We start from the raw sequence: 15,365 nt of genomic DNA, 5'->3' as shown, positions 1-15,365 counted from the left end.
CCTCCATCACTTGCCTCCCTCCATCACTTGGCTTCCTCCATAACTTGCCCCCTTCAGGCAAGCAGCGACCAGAGGAAGCGCGCGGCGATGACCAGCAGGAACAGCCCGAAGGCCACCTCCAGCTTGCGCTTCGAGAGCCTATGCGCCAGGCGCGCGCCGATCGGGGCCGTCCAGATCGAGGTCGGGATGAAGAGCAGGAAGCCGATGAAGGAGACATAGCCGAGCGAGAGCGGCGGCAGGAGGTTCATCTTCGGCCAGCCGGCATAGATGAAGCCGAGCGCGCCAGGGATCGAGATCAGCACGCCCAGCCCCGAGGAGGTCGCGACGGCCTGGTGGATCGGGCGGCCATAGAAGGTCATGAACAGGCTCGACAACTGGCCGCCGCCAATGCCCATCAGGGCCGAGAGCACGCCGATGATGCCGCCATAGACCGTCATCAGCGGCCTGCCCGGCATCTCGGAGCCGAGCTGCCAGCGATCCGAGGCGAAGAGCAGGCGCATGGCGCTGGCGACCGCGACGACGACGAAGACGATCTTGAACAGATCAGGCGGCGCGAAGCGGGCGACATAGCTGCCGAGGAGGACGCCGAGCACGACCGGAACCGCCCAGACCTTGAGAATGTCGAGATCGACCAGCCCCTTGGCGCGATGGGCGTTGAAGGAGCGGATCGAGGTCGGGATGATGATGGCGAGCGAGGTGCCGACGCAAAGCGGCATGCGCACCTCTTCGGGCACGCCGATGACGCGGAAGACCTCGTAGAGCACCGGCACGATGACCGCGCCGCCACCGACGCCGAAAAGGCCTGCGAGCACGCCTGTGAAGGCGCCTGCGACGACGAGCGAGACGGCGAGGAAGGCGAGGTCGCCGATCGGTATTCCAGCAAACATGGGATGAGCCCGGTGAATTCGAGGCGCATCCTGTGGGCGATTTCGCCTGCGACGGCAAGGCGCCTGCGGCAGGGCCGGCATGCCAAGGCAGGACAGGAGCGGGACAAGCAAGAGCCGGACCGGAACGAGTCTCCTCCCATGCGGCTGCGGCAAGGCAGCCCCGCTGCCACGGGACTCGACCGAGCGCGACGGCGCGGCCGATCCTGAGGCCGCGTCCGAGAGCCGGATGTGAAAAAACGGACACTGGTTTTTCGCAGGAGCGATGCTCTAAGCTCCTGGAACCGACGCCGCTGCAACCCATCACAGGAAAGGATCAGAGACACCCCGGAGATGGCATGCAGCACCCGGACTAAATCGTTTCAATCAATAAAAATTGAGGGAGGTTATGATGACGGACTCCTATGAAGCGAGATCTCCGCAAGGCGCGCTTTCGCGGCGAGCCCTGATCAGGGCGGCCAGTGCCGGCGTACTCGCCGCGGCCGCTGGCCCCGTTCTGGCGCAGACCGCCGCCAGCCCCGCCGCACCACCGACAACCATCACCAACCCGCCGCGCGATTTCAGCCGGCGCGGCCAGCCGACGACCTATTTCTGGGATCCCGACATCATCGCAGTCGACCCGTCCTTCAATGGCCTGGCCCAGCCCAACGCCGCGATCCAGCGGCTCTGGACCGGCGGGCTCTGGGTCGAGGGGCCGGCCTGGAACGCACAGGGGCAATATCTGGTCTGGAGCGACATCCCGCGCAACCGCCAGATGCGCTGGATCGAGGATGACGGCCATGTCAGCGTCTTCCGCGCGCCCTCCGGCAACAGCAACGGCAACAGCTTCGACTTCCAGGGCCGGCAGCTCTCCTGCGAGCATCTCAACCGCCGCGTCGTGCGCTATGAGCTCGACGGTTCTGCGACCGTGCTCGCCGACAGTTTCCAGGGCAAGAAGCTGAACTCGCCCAATGATATCGCAGCCCATCCCGACGGCAGCTACTGGTTCACCGACCCGCCCTATGGCGGCCAGCTCTATGAGGGCGCACCGGACGCCGCCGGCGGCCCGAGCAACGCCAATGGCAAGATCAATCCGCGGCTTGGCCAGTTGCCCGGCATCGGGCTGGCGAAGCGCGAATTGCCGACCAACACCTACCGGCTCGACCCGAGCGGGCGCCTCGACATCGTCGCCACCGAGCAGCAGGTGCCCGACCCCAACGGCCTGTGCTTCTCGCCCGATTTCAAGAAGCTCTACATCGCCTCGACCGGCAAGGGACCGGGCGACACCGGGCCGGGCGGTAAGGGCGACATCCATGTCTTCGATGTCGGCGCCGACAACAAGCTCTCGAACCAGAAGCTCTTCGCCGATTGCATGATCGACGGCATCAATTGCGGGCCGGACGGCTTGCGCTGCGATGTCGAGGGCAATCTCTGGGCCTCGTCCAATGCCGGGCGCAATGTCGGTTATAACGGCGTCACGGTGTTCAACCCGGCCGGCAAGGTGATCGGCCGGATCAGGCTGCCGGAGGTCTGCGGCAACATCTGCTTCGGCGGCCCCAAGCGCAACCGGCTGTTCATGGCCGCGAGCCAGTCGATCTACGCGGTCTATCTTGCGACGCAAGGAGCCGGGCCGGGCTGAGCGCTCTCATGGAGGAGCCCCGGAGCGGTACGCTCCGGGGCTCCTCCATCATTCCGGCGGCAAAGCAGACGGCCTTTGGCGATGACCGATGGCGTCATCCTCCCCCGTCATTCCGGGGCGATCCGAAGGATCGAGCCCGGAACCCAGAACCGATGCCGCTGCTTGAGAAGACACGGGGCAGCCGGCTCGCTTCACGAGGACGCACATCGGTTCTGGGTTGCGGGCTCAGGCCTGCGGCCTGCCCCGGAATGACGGGGAGAATAACGCCGTAACTCAGCGTCAAAGGCGCTGGTATTACGCGTCGAGGATCGGGGCGAAGCCGCCATGGATCAGGCGCTTGCCGTCGAAGGGCATCTCGCGCTGCATCCGCGGATCGGCCATGACCTTCCGCCAGCCGGCGTCGCGGACGGCCTTCGAGGGCCACTCGATCCAGGAATAGACCACCTTCTCGTCGCCCGTCGCCTTCACCGCCCGCTTGAAATCGGTGAGCTTGCCGTCGGGAACATCCTCGCCCCAGCTGTCGACGACGCGGGCGGCGCCGTGCTCGCACAGAACGGCGCCGTGATGCCTGCAGAAATCGCGATAGGCATCCTTGTTGCCGGCCGGGACCGCTGCGACCATGCCGTCGACATAGGCCATGCCATGGCTGGCGCCCTGCTGGGCAAGCGACGCGAATCCGCCATAGATCATGCGCTTGCCGTCGAAGGGCATGGACGCGCCCATCTCCTTCATGCGCGGGTCGTTCATCATCTTCTCATTCGCGGCGTCGGCGGCAGCCTTGTCGGGAAATTCGAGCCAGGAGAAGACGACGACCTCGTCGGGCGCAGCCTTCACCGCGCCCTTGAAGTCGGTCAGCTTGCCGTCGGGGATGTCGTCGCCCCAGGCCTCGACGATGCGGGTCGCGCCGAACTCCCTGAAGATCGGGGCGGCCTCAGCGGCATGCTGGCGATAGGCCTCCTTGTTCGCGGCCGGAACGGCGACGACGAATCCTTGCACATAGGTCATGGCTTCACTCCCATGGGGTTAGAGGCCGGTTAGAGAGAACCGGCAGGCCAGCGCCGCACTCGATGAAGCGGGCGCCAAAACGACAGGGCGCGGGCTTGGAGCCCATTTGGAATCTCCAGCCCTCATCCTGAGGAGCCGCTTCGCTGCGTCTCGAAGGATGCTCCAGATGATTCGCGAGCCTCCTGGACATCCTTCGAGACGCGCTCCTGCGGAGCGCTCCCCAGGATGAGGGCTGAGGGGTATCTCAAGCGGCCTGTCAGCCGCAGCAGGCGCTCGCGGGCGCCGGCTCGGAGGCTCCCTTCGCGGCGGGCTTGTCCTCATAGCGATCATGATGGCGCATCCAGTCCATGATCGTGGTCTCGTTGCGGCCCTTGGGCATCATGTCGAGAAAGTTGTTCGCGCCGATGAGCAGGTCGCCGCCGCGCGCATAGGTCGAGTAGGTGTGGAAGATCTCGCCGGCCTCGTTGCGATAGAACACGCTGAAGCCCGGCATCTCGCCGCCCTCCCCGTCATGCATCTCGTAATTGTATTCGTAGCGTCCCGCCGCGCGCTCGGCCGGGCTCGGCGAGACGTGGAAGTCGTCGTTGAAGTCGCTGCCTGCCGAGGAGACCCAGGCGAAATCCCAGCCCATGCGCTTCCGGAACGGCTGGAACTCCGCATAAGGCGCGCGCGACACGGCAACGAGACTGACATCGTGATGCTTCAGATGCAGGTTCGCGCCGTCGAAATGGTCGGCGAGGAAGGAGCAGCCCGGACAGCCCTCCGTCCAGCCCGGCCCGAACATGAAATGATAGATCAGGAGCTGGCTGTTGGCGCCGAACAGATCCGCCAGCGTCAGGCGGCCATCCCGCCCCTCGAAGGCATAATCCTTATCCACCTTGACCCAGGGCAAGGCGCGCCGCTCGGCGCTGAGCGCGTCGCGCTGCCGGGTGAACGCCTTTTCGCGGGCGAGATGCGCCTTGCGGGCCAAGAGCCAGTCTTCGCGGGATACGACTTGATGTTGCATCGTCTCGTCTCCTTGTTGGGCAGGGTTTTTGGTTGGGCCGGGCTCTTGTCGACAGGCGTCTGCCCGGCCGGATTCCAAAGCCGTTGCCGATCGCATGCGCGATCAGGCGAACAGCGCCTCCAGCTTGACCATCGAGCCGGTCCAGCCATGGGTGTGGCCCTTGACCGCCTGCTCGTCGAAGAGCTGCTCATGCAGCAGCGTCAGGATGGTGATGTCGCCATCGGGCTTCAGCGTGACAGTGACGCGCGAGACGCGCTCGGGCGTCGTGATCCAGGACCAACTGAAGACCAGCCGCTCGTTCTCGACGACCTCCTGATAGGCGCCCGAGACCTGATGCCGCTCGCCGGTGTTTTCGAGCATCACGATGCGGTAGACGCCACCGACCCGGACATCGAGCTCGGCCTCCAGCGTCTCGACGTTTTCCGGCCCGAACCAGCGCGTCAGCAGCTTGGGATCGGTCCAGGCCCGATAGACCTCGGCGGGGCTGGCGTTCAGGCGCCGCTTCATCGTCAGGCTAGGAGTGGTCCTGGGCGGATTAGCCCTGGTCGGGGTGGCCTTGGCTTTCGGAGTGATCTTGGCTCGAGCATCCATCGCATCGCCTCCCGGCGCGTTTCTGTTTCAGGCGCGCCCTCCTGCGGGCGTCGTCTTTCAGGTGTTCGCTTTCAGCTGTTCTCTTGCAGCCGTTCTTTTGCCTTTCAGCTCTTCTCCTGGCGCTGCGCGTTGAGCATCGCCTCCAGCGCATCGAGGCGCTGCGTCCAGAACCGTTGGTAGCGCGCGAGCCAGCCCATCGCCTCCTCCATCGGTTCCGCGTTGAGGCGGCACGACACCGTGCGCCCCTGCTTCGAGCGCGTGACCAGCCCGGCGTCGGAGAGCACGTCGAGATGCTTCATGATCGCCGGCAGCGAGACCGGAAAGGGTCGCGCCAATTCGCTGATCGAGAGCCCGTCCTCCCCCTCGAGACGCGCCAGCAGCGCCCGCCGCGTCGGATCGGACAGAGCGGAAAAGGTGCGGTCGAGCTGCGTCTCTTGAAACTTAACCATTAGGTTAAGTTTAGGCGCACAACTCGGCGCCGTCAAGCCTCGCGCAGATACCCACATGGCGCTCTTGTTGTTGGGAGTCTCAAAGTCTGCCGCAGTTGAGCAAAACTGCCGCAAACCGCGCCCGTTATGGCTTACGTCATTGATCTGGAGGGTGCCTGTGTGTGGAATTAGAGGCTCTGGGTTATCGGCAAAGGCAGCGAGCAATAGCGGCCGTCGGCGGCCACCTTCCGTGGTCAGTGCCGGATATCGATGTCAAAATCTTCGATGCCCAGATCGTCCGAGGGGGCCTGGATCTCCAGAGACACCGGGGAAACCGGAGGACTTACAGGCCTTGCAAATCCGCTCTGAATTGCATCGTAAAACAGGACCAGAGTGAGCAAATAAAGCGCGGCCTCGATCAAGGAAATACGCCTTGGGTTGTGCCTCTCAAGGTAGTCCTGCTCGTCTCGCTCGGCTTGGCGCCGACGAAGTTTGGCACGGGCGTTGTCAACACAGGGAGCGTGGTCGTTCTGCATGGTCGTTGATCCATTGGCGCTCGCGCCAATTGCTGGGAAACTCGCCTGCGGCGGGTGGCCGACCTTGGTCGTGGTGATCAGTGCGCCGCAACGGAACTGCCCTGCCCTTTTCGGGCGAACAGGATCGCAACAGCCGCGATGGCCAGGATGACGCCAATGATCGCGAAGGTGTCGCTGAAGCCCATGACCAACGCCTGCCGCTTCACCGTTTTGCCGAGCGCGATGACTGCCTGCTGCTGGGCAGCCGCATGATCCGAGACGCCGTGCGACATGAAGTAGTTGGTCATCTGGTCGAGGCGGCCCCTGACCTCGTCGCGGAAGGGCGTGACGGCCTGTCCGATGATGTTTGAATGAAACTGCTCCCGCTTGGTGATGATCGTCCCAAGCACGGCGGTACCGACCGCGCCGCCAAGATTGCGGAGCATGTTGAACAGGCCCGACGCGTTCGCCGCGTCCGTGGGCTGGATGCTCATCATCGCGATCGCCGTCAGCGGGGTGATCACCATCGACTGGCCGACGGCACGGACGACGTTGGGCCAGAACAGCTGGTCACCGGAATAGTTCAGCGACATATGCGTGTTCATGAAACATGAGGCGGCGAACAGGGCGATGCCGACAAAGGTGATGTAGCGGATGTCGAAGCGCTTCATCAGCATCGGGACAAGCGGAATGAGGAGAAGCTGCGGGAGCCCGGTCCACGCCAGGACCATGCCGATCTGCTCGGCGTTATAGCCCTGCACCTGGCCGAGATACTGCGGCAGGACATAGACCGAGCCGAACAGGCCAAACCCGACCAGGACGTTCGACAGCGTGCCGACTGTAAAGTTGCGGTTCCTCAGCAGCGAGAGATCGACAAGCGGCTTCTTGACCGTCAACTCGATCCAGACAAAGGCCCCCAGAAACACAGCGGCAATCGCTGCGAGACGAACGATGAAGGTCGACTGGAACCAGTCCTCCTTGTTGCCCTCCTCGAGCAGGGTCTGCAGCGCCGACAGGCCGATCGCCATCGTCGCGATGCCAGCCCAGTCGCCCTGCTTGAGCAGGCCCAGCTGTGACGGCTGCTTTTCGAGCGTCAGTGAAAGCGCGACCACCATCGCGACGCTGGGCAGCGTGTTGATGAAGAAGATCGTCTGCCAGCCGTAGTTCTCGGTGAGGTAGCCGCCAATCGTCGGCCCGATCGCCGGAGCGAATGTCACCGCCAGCGCGAACATGGCCAGGCCCATCGGCTGCTGCGATTTGGGCAGGCGGGTCGCGACCATGGTGAAAGCCATCGGGATGAGCACGCCGCCGGCAAAGCCCTGAAGGCCGCGCATGGCGATCATCTCGCCGAGATTGCTGGCGAAGGCGCAGGCCATCGAGAACAGGGCGAACGCGATCGTGCTCCAGATCATATAGAGCTTGAACGAGAAGACGCGGCTGAGAAAACTCGTCAGCGGGATGACGATGATCTCGCCGATCAGGTAGGACGTCGAGATCCAGGCGCCGTTGTCGATGCCGGTGCCGATGCCGCCCTCGATATCGAGCAGCGAGGCGTTGGTGATCTGAATATTGAGGATCGCCATGAAGGCCCCGATGGCCCCGGCCGTGATCGCGATCCAGGTCGACAAGCTCGCCTTGTCACCGGTTGACGGGGTCGATGGGGCAACGGTCGGCATTTGCGTAGACATGGCCCAGCTCCTTGCAAGCCGGGCGCGCGGATTACCGCGCGTCCGCCACTGAATTGTTCTTGGAAATCTTGGTGTCGATGGTCGGAACGACCGACATGCCAGGTCGCAGGCTGCCAGCAAGGCTGTGGCCGGAATCGAGGACGATCTTGACCGGAACGCGCTGGACGACCTTGGTGAAGTTGCCGGTCGCATTGTCGGGCGGAAGCAGGGCAAATTCCTGGCCGCTGGCCGGAGCGATGCTGTCGACATGCCCCTCCACCGCGACACCCGGGAACATGTCGACCTCGATCTCGACCTTCTGACCGGGCTTCACATTGGTCAGCTGTGTTTCCTTGAAGTTCGCTACGACATAGGCGTTCGCGACGGGGACGACGGCCATCAACTGCGTGCCGGCCTGGACATATTGGCCGACCCGAAGCGTCCGGTTTCCGACGATACCGTCGACGGGGGCCAGAACGGCGGTATAGGACAAGTTGAGTTCGGCCTGGCGCTGAACGGCTTCGTCATGGGAAACCGTAGCCCTTGCCTGGGCCAGGTCGGCCTTGATCAGATCGACCTGCTTTTGTGCCTGGGCGAGCGAGGCCACATCGCGATCGATCGCGGCACGCGCAGCCGAGATTTTGGCGACCGCCGCCTGTGCGTTCTGCACGGAGCCATAGCCCGTCCTGGCGAGGTTGGCGTAGCGCTCGTTGTCCTGCTCGGCGAAGTTCGCAGTTGCCTTGTCGACTTCGACCGTCGCCTTGGCTGTATCGATCGCAGACTGCTGGGCCTCAAGCTGGGCCAGCTTGCTGGCGACGGCGGCTCGGGCTGCTTCGACGTCGGCCTTTGCCTGATCAAGCGCGACGCGGAAGTCTCGATCGTCGATCCGGGCAAGAACCTGGCCGGCCCTGACCGGTTCGTTGTCGCGGACCAGCACTTGGCCGATATAGCCGGAGACCTTCGGAGCAATCGTGGTGCTGTCGGCCTTCACATAGGCATCGTCCGTCGAGATCTGAAAGCGACCGACGTTCCAATACCCATGACCCCAATAGCCGATGCCGACGAGCGCGATCAGTGCGACACCTCCCAGCGCCACGCGGCGCAGGACGTGGCTGCTGCGAGCTTTTTCCTCTGGCGGCGGCGACAAAGCAGAATCAGCCGGCTTTTCAACCGTGGTTACCGGGACAACCCGCTCGCCAGGCATGGCGCGCTCGGCTTTGATGCGATCTTCATGTGTGCTCATCGATCCAGCTCCTACTGGGCGTCGCGATCGGCTGTTTCGTCATTTAGAAAATTGCTATTTTCCAAATAGTCCTTATATTGGCTGTGTCAACGACATTTTGGAAAATATCCATGCGCCAAAATCACGAGACGGTGAAGCGTTCTCGCGGACGCCCCCAGAAGCGGTGCGATGCCGACACGCTGCATCTCATCGTTGAAGCGGCCGATCGCGAATTTCAGTCGAAGGGCTATGCCGGTACGAGCATCATGACGGTGGCGCAGCGCGCCGGTGTCTCGACCAAGACGCTCTACAAGCTCGTTGCCACAAAGGCGGAGTTGTTCGAGCGTACGATCCAAGACCGCATTGGCCGCTTCCTGCTCGATGTGGTCGACGACGTCAGCGACGATCTCGATCCGCGAGCCGCGCTTGAACACATCCTGTTTGCATTCGGCGTCCTGACGCTGAGCCCGGAGACCATCGCGATCACGCGGCTCGTCATCAGCGAGTGCGAGCGGTTTCCCGAGGTCGCAAGGGCTTTCTACCAATCAGCCATCGTGCCCGTGAACGGCATCATTGAAGCCTGGCTGACGACGCAGAAGGACAAAGGTCTCCTGCGCTTTGACGACGTCCACATCACCTCGGGGCTGCTCCGCGGCATGATGATCATGGAGCCGCAGCGCACAGCCATGATGGCACAGCGAGGCGCTCCGCATCGCGATGAGATTGCTCTTCGGGCAAGGCAGTGCGCAGACGTCTTTTACAACGGCTGCAAGGCGTAATATCCGCCGCAGCGTCTATCCGCGCCCGCGCAGTTCCTCGACAAGCCGGATCGCCGAGCGGCGCTCATGTCGGGGCAGCCGGTCTTCGGCCTCAAGGATGCCGGTTGACACCTCCACCCTGGCCCCGAGCTTCCGCTGCGGCTGGGGTTTTTGCGCCGATGCGCTCGGGCAAGCGCAGCGGATCGCCCCTGAAGTGGTCACCGCTGCTTGAAATGACGCTCAAAGGGCATCGATGCGGGCAAGCTTCAGGCGTTGGCAATGCTGGCAGCTGCGACCGGCATCATCCTCGCCGCCATCTCCTGAATCTTCAATGCTGGCGCCCCTCTCGAAGGGGCGCTCTCCTTCGACCTCACTGAAGGCGAAACTCGCCACCGACTGCACGCAGGTCCGCCGGCCCGATCAACTCATTATGGCTGACCGTGATGCGATACAGCGCGCCTTCCAGTTTGGCCTGCCAGAAGGCCAGGAACTTGTTCAATTCCGGGAACCGCGGGGCGAGATCGTAATCTTGCCAGATATATTCCTGCAGGATGGAGGGGTGGTCCGGCAGTCGATAAAGGATGCCGGCGGTCGTCAACCCGTAGCCACTGATCTGCCGCGCGAAGTCGCGTGAAGCCATGTGTCGAACTCCGAAGCTGCCCTGCCCGATGGCAGCGCAGAACCAACGTGTCTGCAAGCCCAAAAGTTTCATTTATGGCGCCTTTTCAGGCTGTTAGCACTCCATCAAAAAAAGTGCTGCCAGCCTCTTGAAGCCGAAATTCTCCAAAACCAAATCATCGCGCGGGCGAGGTGCCTTGAGCTCGCGCGTCATTGCCGCGCAGCTCGCACAGGGCCAGCCCGCCTTGTTTGTGACCGACATGGAAATTGGAGGAACTCATGAAGTTTCGGCCACTGCATGACCGCGTTGTCGTCAAGCGCATCGACGCCGAGGAGAAGACCAAGGGCGGGATCATCATCCCTGACACCGCCAAGGAAAAGCCTCAGGAGGGCGAAGTCGTCGCCGTGGGGCCCGGCGCCCGCGACGAGGCCGGCAAGCTCGTTCCGCTCGATCTCAAGGCCGGCGACCGCGTGCTGTTCGGCAAATGGAGCGGCACCGAGGTCAAGCTCGATGGCGAGGATCTCCTGATCATGAAGGAGAGCGACATTATGGGCGTCATCGAGGCCGCGACGCCCCTGAAGCAGGCTGCCTGACGGGGCCTGATCCGATCAACCGTGAAACCTCAAGTCTGAAGGAGTGAGGAATTATGGCTGCAAAAGATGTGAAATTCGCCCAGGACGCGCGTGAGCGGATGCTGCGCGGCGTCGATATCCTGGCCAATGCCGTCAAGGTCACGCTCGGTCCCAAGGGCCGTAACGTCGTGATCGAGAAGTCGTTCGGTGCTCCCCGCATCACCAAGGACGGCGTCACCGTCGCCAAGGAGATCGAGCTTTCCGACAAGTTCGAGAACATGGGCGCCCAGATGGTGCGCGAAGTGGCCTCGAAGCAGAACGATGCCGCCGGCGACGGCACCACGACCGCGACCGTGCTCGCGCAGGCCATCGTCAAGGAAGGCGCCAAGGCGGTGGCCGCCGGCATGAACCCGATGGACCTGAAGCGCGGCATCGACCTCGCCGTGGCGACCGTGATCAACTCGCTCGAAAGCAATTCGCGCAAGGTCACGAAGTCCGACGAAGTGGCCCAGGTCGGCACCATCTCCGCCAATGGGGACCGCGCCATCGGCCGGATGATTGCCGAGGCCATGGAGAAGGTCGGCAACGAGGGGGTCATTACCGTCGAGGAAGCCAAGACCGCCGAGACCGAGCTCGACGTCGTCGAGGGCATGCAATTCGACCGCGGTTACCTCTCGCCCTACTTCGTCACCAACTCCGAGAAGATGATCGCGGAGCTCGAAGACCCCTATATCCTCATCCACGAGAAGAAGCTGTCGGGCCTGCAAGCCATGCTGCCGCTGCTGGAGACGGTGGTGCAGACCGGCAAGCCGCTCCTGATCGTGGCTGAGGATGTCGAGGGCGAGGCCCTGGCCACGCTCGTCGTCAACAAGCTCCGTGGCGGCCTGAAGATCGCGGCCGTCAAAGCGCCGGGCTTTGGCGACCGCCGCAAGGCCATGCTCGAGGACATCGCGATCCTCACCGGCGGTACGGCGATCAGCGAGGATCTCGGCATCAAGCTCGAAAACGTGACGCTCCAAATGCTCGGCCGCGCCAAGAAGGTGCGTATCGAGAAGGAGAACACCACGATCGTCGACGGCGCCGGTTCCAAGACGGAGATCGAGGCCCGCGTTGCGCAGATCAAAGCGCAGATCGAGGAGACCACCTCGGACTACGACCGCGAGAAGCTTCAGGAGCGTCTGGCCAAGCTCGCCGGCGGCGTCGCTGTGATCCGCGTCGGCGGCGCGACCGAGGTCGAGGTCAAGGAGAAGAAGGACCGCGTCGACGACGCCCTGAACGCGACCCGCGCAGCCGTGCAGGAAGGCATCCTGCCTGGCGGCGGGGTTGCGCTTCTGCGGGCGGTCAAGGCGCTCGAGGCTCTGGTGCCGGTCAATGACGATCAGAAGACGGGCATCGAGATCGTCCGCAAGGCGATCACCGCACCCGCGCGTCAGATCGTCGACAATGCCGGCGACGACGGCGCCGTCGTGATCGGCAAGCTGCTGGAGTCGAGCGACTACAGCCACGGCTACGATGCGCAGACCGGCACCTATGGCGATCTGGTCAAGGCTGGCATCATCGACCCGACCAAGGTCGTGCGCACGGCGATCCAGGATGCGGCGTCCGTTGCCGGGCTGCTGATCACCACCGAGGCGATGATCGCGGAACTGCCGAAGAAGGAGGCGGCTCCGCCGATGCCGGCCGGCGGCATGGACTTTTGAACAGGAAGGGCGCTGCGCTCCTCGCAGCGCCCTTTTTCCCAGCCGGAAGGGAGGAAGATATGCGCACCGATTTGTTCGCCCGCCCTGTCACCATCCTGACCGGGCCGGGCTTTCCGAGAGCTGTGCGGTCTCTTACCGAGGCGTATCAGCTTCTCATCGATGATCCCGGGTTTACGCGGGACGCTGGCTATACCTTCGCACTCAAGGCCTGCCAGGCTGCGCTTGCCGGCGAGATCGAAGTGGAGACAGCGCGGGGTCTGTTCGTCGCCTTGGCGGAGAAACATGATTTGCTGGCGCCTGATTTGAAGGCGTTTACGGCCTTCCAGAGGCGACGGGGCAACGATCCGCATCCCGGTGATTGATTTCCGAAGCTCAGGGCACACGAACAGGAAAAGCCGATCGGCCTTGGATTGCCTGATCGAACCGATCGCGTCGCCACTGAAGCGGCAGCGGCGATCGGATCGCCTGAATTGCGCGCTGGTCGCGTATTTTTGTCGAAGCCTTGGATCGGGCGAGGTCGCGCTGCGAGCGCCCCTAGAGCATTTCCGCGTTTCTCCGAATCGCTGAAATGCTCTAACTCCTTATTTTATCGCATTTTCTTAAACCGGTGCCCACTTCGCTCGAAAATGCTCTAGCAGGTTCAGCAACGGCGGACGCGAAACCGCCGTTCGACGGTGACGCCGAGCGGCCATGGCACAAATCCGGCTGATCCGAAATCGAACGTTTCGGTTTTCGTGCGCGAACCGGAGGCGACCTTCAGGATTAGGTCGAAGATGCGCTGGCCGGCCGGTTGCCCGGTCTCCTCACCATCGAGGATGGTGCCGCAATTGACGTTCATATCCTCTTCCATGCGGCGGAAGAGCGGTGCGTTCGTCGCGATCTTGAGCTTCTCGGCCTGAGAAAGATCAGCAGAGATCGCCCGGCCGAGCCGATCTCGGTATGGACGCCAAGATCCTGGACGCCCAGATCAGGGCAGGTTGTCCCGCAGGAAGATGTCGATCCCGATGCGTTCCTGATCCGCCACCAGCCGATCTCCTGAGCAATATGCCAGCAGCACGCGCGCCGCCGAGCGCGCTTCGTGACCTGGATCCTGGCTGATGATCGCGTCGATCTCGCCGTGCAGCAGGAAGCGCCGTGTATGCGGCGTCAATTCATGAGCGATCCAGACGATTTCCTGGGCACGGCCGGCCTGCTGCAGCGCGGCTGCAATGCCGCGGTTGCCGGCGCCCGCATTATAGAGACCGACGAGATCGGCATGCTGCCGCAGCAGGGCCTCTGTCGCTGCCAGCGTCTGCTCGTTGTCGTCGCGCCCCTGGACCGCCGGAAGCATGATCAGATCAGGAAATTCGCGCGCCATGACCTGATTGAAGCCATAGAGGCGCTCGGCATGGTCGCGTAGCGAAAGCGAACCGGCGATCACAGCGACGACACCCTGGCGGCCTCCCAGGAAGCGGCCCATCAGCGTCGCCGCGGTGCGTCCCGCAGCGGGATTGTCGATGCCGACATAATGCAGCCGCCGCGCGCTCGGCACGTCGGAGACCAAGGTGACGACGGGGACGCCGCGATCGGCGAGATCGTCGATGGCGGCGCGCACGCGCGGATGGTCGAGCGCGATCGTCGCAACGCCGTGATAGCCGGGCAGGACGCCCTCGAGGACGCGCGCCAGCGCATCGGCGTCAAAGACATCGACATGCTCCACATCGATGAAGGCGCGCTGGGCGGCCAGCCACTCGGCGGTGCGCGCGACCTGCTCGGCCAGCATGGTCATGAAGCTGTTGGCTCCGCTGGGCAGCACGAAGAGGAAGCGGAAGTTCTGATTGCGGGCGAGACGGGCCGCTGCGGGATCGGCCCGGTAGCCGAGCCTGGAGACGGCCGCCTCGACCCGCGCGATCGTCTTGTCGCGCACGCCGTCGCGGCGGTTGACGACGCGGTCCGCAGTGGCGAGCGACACGCCCGCGGCGCGCGCGACATCCTCCAGCGTCGCCCGGCCGATGACCCCTGTCTCTCCTGCCCCCATTATCGCGCCGCCCAGAGCATCCCGCGCGTCAGCATGGTGCGTATCTCCGGCAGATCCAGCTCATAGGCGCGGTGACCCAACGAGCAGTAAAACACCCGGCCCTGCCCATAGCGCTTCTTCCACACGACCGGCATCTCGACGCCGTCGATCCAGGAGGCATGCTCGCCGCTGAACCGCGTCGTCGCCAAGACCTCGATGGCGGGGTCGACATGCATATAGTACTGCTCCGAACGGTGCTCAAAACCGGAGATCCCGGCCATGATCGGATCATCGGGCCTGATGATATCGACCTTGTAGTCGATGATGTTGCCGGGATGGGCAACCCACTGGCCGCCGCACATGAACTGGTAGTCCACAGAATCGCGGAACGCGTCGCACATACCGCCATGATGGCCAGCCAGCCCGACGCCGCCGCGGACCGCATCGCACAGCGCCAGCGCCTCCGGCTTCTCGATCTTCGACATCGTGTAGATCGGCACGATCAGGGACAGATCGCGGATCGCGGGATCGAGGAAGGCCTCGGTCGAGGTCTCGACGCGCACCTCGAAACCCTCGGCCTTCAGCCAGCCCCTCATCATCGAGGCGCAGAGATCGGGATCGTGACCCGCCCAGCCGCCCCATACGATCATCGCCTTGCGCATTCCAGTCATCCTTCGTTCTAGAGCCGGATGATTTCAGACGGGGTCACTTCGTGATCCCGTCTGAAATCTGAACCCGTCTCTCATCCAAGAGTTAGAGCAGGTTCGATCGCGAAGAACCGGTT

The 15,365-nt window shown here is 63.5% G+C and carries 16 protein-coding genes and 1 pseudogene; 5 read left to right on the top strand and 12 right to left on the bottom strand.

The window, feature by feature from the left end:
• Window positions 1-53 precede the first annotated feature (53 nt).
• Window positions 54-887 (bottom strand): sulfite exporter TauE/SafE family protein, encoded by an 834-nt coding sequence (locus CYD53_RS21855; protein WP_103720205.1) that lies wholly within the window; start codon window positions 885-887, stop codon window positions 54-56.
• Window positions 888-1,275: 388 nt separating this feature from the next.
• Between CYD53_RS21855 and CYD53_RS21850 the strand changes: the two genes are divergently transcribed.
• On the top strand, window positions 1,276-2,502 hold the full coding sequence (locus CYD53_RS21850; RefSeq protein ID WP_103720258.1) for an SMP-30/gluconolactonase/LRE family protein: 1,227 nt from the start codon (window positions 1,276-1,278) through the stop codon (window positions 2,500-2,502).
• Window positions 2,503-2,796: 294 nt separating this feature from the next.
• Here CYD53_RS21850 and CYD53_RS21845 read toward each other — a convergent pair whose 3' ends face one another.
• The 7 genes from CYD53_RS21845 to CYD53_RS21815 all read right to left on the bottom strand — a co-directional run bounded on the left by CYD53_RS21845 (window position 2,797) and on the right by CYD53_RS21815 (window position 8,957).
• Window positions 2,797-3,507 carry a DUF1428 domain-containing protein gene (locus CYD53_RS21845; protein WP_103720204.1) on the bottom strand — a complete coding sequence of 237 codons (711 nt, stop codon included), beginning with the start codon at window positions 3,505-3,507 and terminating at the stop codon, window positions 2,797-2,799.
• Window positions 3,508-3,763: 256 nt separating this feature from the next.
• On the bottom strand, window positions 3,764-4,513 hold the full coding sequence (locus CYD53_RS21840) for a DUF899 domain-containing protein (protein WP_103720203.1): 750 nt from the start codon (window positions 4,511-4,513) through the stop codon (window positions 3,764-3,766).
• A 102-nt stretch (window positions 4,514-4,615) separates the two neighbouring features.
• Window positions 4,616-5,104, bottom strand: a complete 489-nt coding sequence (locus CYD53_RS21835) for an SRPBCC family protein (protein ID WP_103720202.1) — start codon at window positions 5,102-5,104, stop codon at window positions 4,616-4,618.
• Window positions 5,105-5,208: 104 nt separating this feature from the next.
• Complete coding sequence (locus tag CYD53_RS21830) at window positions 5,209-5,553, bottom strand: ArsR/SmtB family transcription factor (protein ID WP_103720201.1); 345 nt, start codon at window positions 5,551-5,553, stop codon at window positions 5,209-5,211.
• Between the two features lie 233 nt (window positions 5,554-5,786).
• Window positions 5,787-6,068, bottom strand: coding sequence for a hypothetical protein (locus CYD53_RS21825; protein WP_103720200.1), 282 nt, complete (start codon window positions 6,066-6,068; stop codon window positions 5,787-5,789).
• A 77-nt stretch (window positions 6,069-6,145) separates the two neighbouring features.
• The gene (locus CYD53_RS21820) at window positions 6,146-7,735 is read right to left on the bottom strand and encodes an MDR family MFS transporter (protein WP_103720199.1); all 1,590 of its coding nucleotides are present in this window, start codon (window positions 7,733-7,735) and stop codon (window positions 6,146-6,148) included.
• 31 nt (window positions 7,736-7,766) lie between these two features.
• A complete protein-coding gene (locus tag CYD53_RS21815) occupies window positions 7,767-8,957 on the bottom strand; it encodes an HlyD family secretion protein (RefSeq protein ID WP_103720198.1) in 1,191 nt (396 codons plus the stop codon).
• A gap of 110 nt (window positions 8,958-9,067) precedes the next feature.
• Here CYD53_RS21815 and CYD53_RS21810 point away from each other — a divergent pair, with 110 nt between their 5' ends.
• Window positions 9,068-9,715, top strand: coding sequence for a TetR/AcrR family transcriptional regulator (locus CYD53_RS21810; protein WP_103720197.1), 648 nt, complete (start codon window positions 9,068-9,070; stop codon window positions 9,713-9,715).
• A 349-nt stretch (window positions 9,716-10,064) separates the two neighbouring features.
• Here CYD53_RS21810 and CYD53_RS21800 read toward each other — a convergent pair whose 3' ends face one another.
• Window positions 10,065-10,334 carry an usg protein gene (locus CYD53_RS21800; protein ID WP_103720196.1) on the bottom strand — a complete coding sequence of 90 codons (270 nt, stop codon included), beginning with the start codon at window positions 10,332-10,334 and terminating at the stop codon, window positions 10,065-10,067.
• A gap of 257 nt (window positions 10,335-10,591) precedes the next feature.
• Here CYD53_RS21800 and groES point away from each other — a divergent pair, with 257 nt between their 5' ends.
• From groES to CYD53_RS21785, 3 genes are read left to right on the top strand one after another with little or no spacing between them, the layout of a single operon-like run.
• Window positions 10,592-10,906: a co-chaperone GroES gene (gene groES / locus CYD53_RS21795; RefSeq protein WP_103720195.1), complete on the top strand. Its 315-nt coding sequence runs from the start codon at window positions 10,592-10,594 to the stop codon at window positions 10,904-10,906.
• Between the two features lie 53 nt (window positions 10,907-10,959).
• The gene (gene groL, locus CYD53_RS21790; protein WP_103720194.1) at window positions 10,960-12,585 is read left to right on the top strand and encodes a chaperonin GroEL; all 1,626 of its coding nucleotides are present in this window, start codon (window positions 10,960-10,962) and stop codon (window positions 12,583-12,585) included.
• Window positions 12,586-12,644: 59 nt separating this feature from the next.
• Entirely contained in the window at window positions 12,645-12,947 is a 303-nt protein-coding gene (locus CYD53_RS21785) for a DUF982 domain-containing protein (protein ID WP_103720193.1), read from the top strand.
• Window positions 12,948-13,225: 278 nt separating this feature from the next.
• Here CYD53_RS21785 and CYD53_RS21780 read toward each other — a convergent pair.
• The 3 genes and pseudogenes from CYD53_RS21780 to CYD53_RS21770 all read right to left on the bottom strand — a co-directional run.
• Window positions 13,226-13,471, bottom strand: a pseudogene (locus CYD53_RS21780) (hypothetical protein); the annotation flags it as partial.
• A gap of 81 nt (window positions 13,472-13,552) precedes the next feature.
• Entirely contained in the window at window positions 13,553-14,602 is a 1,050-nt protein-coding gene (locus CYD53_RS21775) for a LacI family DNA-binding transcriptional regulator (RefSeq protein ID WP_103720191.1), read from the bottom strand.
• Window positions 14,602-15,243: a ThuA domain-containing protein gene (locus CYD53_RS21770; RefSeq protein ID WP_103720190.1), complete on the bottom strand. Its 642-nt coding sequence runs from the start codon at window positions 15,241-15,243 to the stop codon at window positions 14,602-14,604. Before CYD53_RS21770 ends, CYD53_RS21775 begins: the two co-directional genes overlap by 1 nt.
• Between the last annotated feature and the right edge of the window lie 122 nt (window positions 15,244-15,365).

The sequence above is a fragment of the Allobosea psychrotolerans genome (assembly GCF_002917105.1).
Taxonomy (GTDB): Bacteria; Pseudomonadota; Alphaproteobacteria; order Rhizobiales; family Beijerinckiaceae; genus Allobosea; species Allobosea psychrotolerans.
Note: the sequence above shows the minus strand (reverse complement) of the source record. Positions and strands in the feature narration are given on the sequence as shown.

Coding starts and splice junctions, on each gene's coding strand:
- CYD53_RS21835 (WP_103720202.1), bottom strand. CDS start 5,104: ATGGATGCTCGAGCCAAGATCACTCCGAAAGCCAAGGCCACCCCGACC.
- CYD53_RS21855 (WP_103720205.1), bottom strand. CDS start 887: ATGTTTGCTGGAATACCGATCGGCGACCTCGCCTTCCTCGCCGTCTCG.
- CYD53_RS21810 (WP_103720197.1), top strand. CDS start 9,068: ATGCGCCAAAATCACGAGACGGTGAAGCGTTCTCGCGGACGCCCCCAG.
- CYD53_RS21800 (WP_103720196.1), bottom strand. CDS start 10,334: ATGGCTTCACGCGACTTCGCGCGGCAGATCAGTGGCTACGGGTTGACG.
- CYD53_RS21825 (WP_103720200.1), bottom strand. CDS start 6,068: ATGCAGAACGACCACGCTCCCTGTGTTGACAACGCCCGTGCCAAACTT.
- CYD53_RS21770 (WP_103720190.1), bottom strand. CDS start 15,243: ATGCGCAAGGCGATGATCGTATGGGGCGGCTGGGCGGGTCACGATCCC.
- CYD53_RS21840 (WP_103720203.1), bottom strand. CDS start 4,513: ATGCAACATCAAGTCGTATCCCGCGAAGACTGGCTCTTGGCCCGCAAG.
- CYD53_RS21815 (WP_103720198.1), bottom strand. CDS start 8,957: ATGAGCACACATGAAGATCGCATCAAAGCCGAGCGCGCCATGCCTGGC.
- groL (WP_103720194.1), top strand. CDS start 10,960: ATGGCTGCAAAAGATGTGAAATTCGCCCAGGACGCGCGTGAGCGGATG.
- CYD53_RS21850 (WP_103720258.1), top strand. CDS start 1,276: ATGACGGACTCCTATGAAGCGAGATCTCCGCAAGGCGCGCTTTCGCGG.
- CYD53_RS21775 (WP_103720191.1), bottom strand. CDS start 14,602: ATGGGGGCAGGAGAGACAGGGGTCATCGGCCGGGCGACGCTGGAGGAT.
- CYD53_RS21845 (WP_103720204.1), bottom strand. CDS start 3,507: ATGACCTATGTGCAAGGATTCGTCGTCGCCGTTCCGGCCGCGAACAAG.
- groES (WP_103720195.1), top strand. CDS start 10,592: ATGAAGTTTCGGCCACTGCATGACCGCGTTGTCGTCAAGCGCATCGAC.
- CYD53_RS21785 (WP_103720193.1), top strand. CDS start 12,645: ATGCGCACCGATTTGTTCGCCCGCCCTGTCACCATCCTGACCGGGCCG.
- CYD53_RS21820 (WP_103720199.1), bottom strand. CDS start 7,735: ATGTCTACGCAAATGCCGACCGTTGCCCCATCGACCCCGTCAACCGGT.
- CYD53_RS21830 (WP_103720201.1), bottom strand. CDS start 5,553: ATGGTTAAGTTTCAAGAGACGCAGCTCGACCGCACCTTTTCCGCTCTG.